Raw genomic sequence first — 810 nt, 5'->3', positions numbered from 1 at the left:
CGTAACGGGTAACGAGCTGACTACCATCGTCACCGTGTTCGGTCTTTTCCTGCAGGTTGCCGTTGAGGTCGTAGACGTAGGCCGTACGCTGCCCATCAAACCTGGTTTCCTGCTGGATCAGGCCGTTGGGATGATAAGCAAGTCGGTAGGTCTCGCCGACTTCGTTTTCGATCTCGGTCAGCAATAACCGCACGTTGTCGTAGCGGTAGTTGACCTGAGTGCCATCAGCGTTGATGCGCCGACTGATCAGGTGCAACCCGTCGGCGTATTCGTAGCGGGTGACGTGGCCCAGTTCGTCGCGTTCGGCGGTGATTTTTCCGTAGGGGTTGTAGCTGTATTCCCGACACGCCCCACCGGGCAGCACCACGCGAACCAACCGACCCACGCTGTCCCACTGATACTGGGTCAGCGCGCCATGCTCATCCTCGCGCGCCACCTGACGGCCAAGATCGTCATAGCGATACCGCTTGATCCCGCCATTGGGCAACTGCTCCTCAACCAGTTGCCCCCGCTCATTCCACACCAGCCGATGGCAACTGTGATCCGGGTACCAAACCCCAACCAGTTGCCCGTATTTGTCGTAGCTGTAATCCGTAACATGTCCGTCGGGATCGATCTTGCGGATGACATCGCCCTGGTCGTTACGCTCGTACTTCCAGACCGCCAGACCCCGCCTTACAACCCGTACGAACCCGTTGTCATGCTCGTAGGTTGTTGGCTCATCATCCCCGGGAAACAACGCCACCAAGTGTCCGGCGTCGTCGTACTGATACGCCGTCACCGCCCCCAGCGGATCCTGCTCAACCGTCA

At 59.0% G+C, this 810-nt stretch carries 1 pseudogene; it reads right to left on the bottom strand.

What is annotated here, in order from left to right:
• Positions 1-810: pseudogene (locus tag BFQ01_RS33130) on the bottom strand (type IV secretion protein Rhs); the annotation flags it as partial.

Origin of the sequence: Pseudomonas sp. 8 R 14 (assembly GCF_900005955.1) — a bacterium.
GTDB classification, from domain to species: domain Bacteria; phylum Pseudomonadota; class Gammaproteobacteria; order Pseudomonadales; family Pseudomonadaceae; genus Aquipseudomonas; species Aquipseudomonas marginalis.
This window is presented reverse-complemented; position numbering and strand designations above follow the sequence as displayed.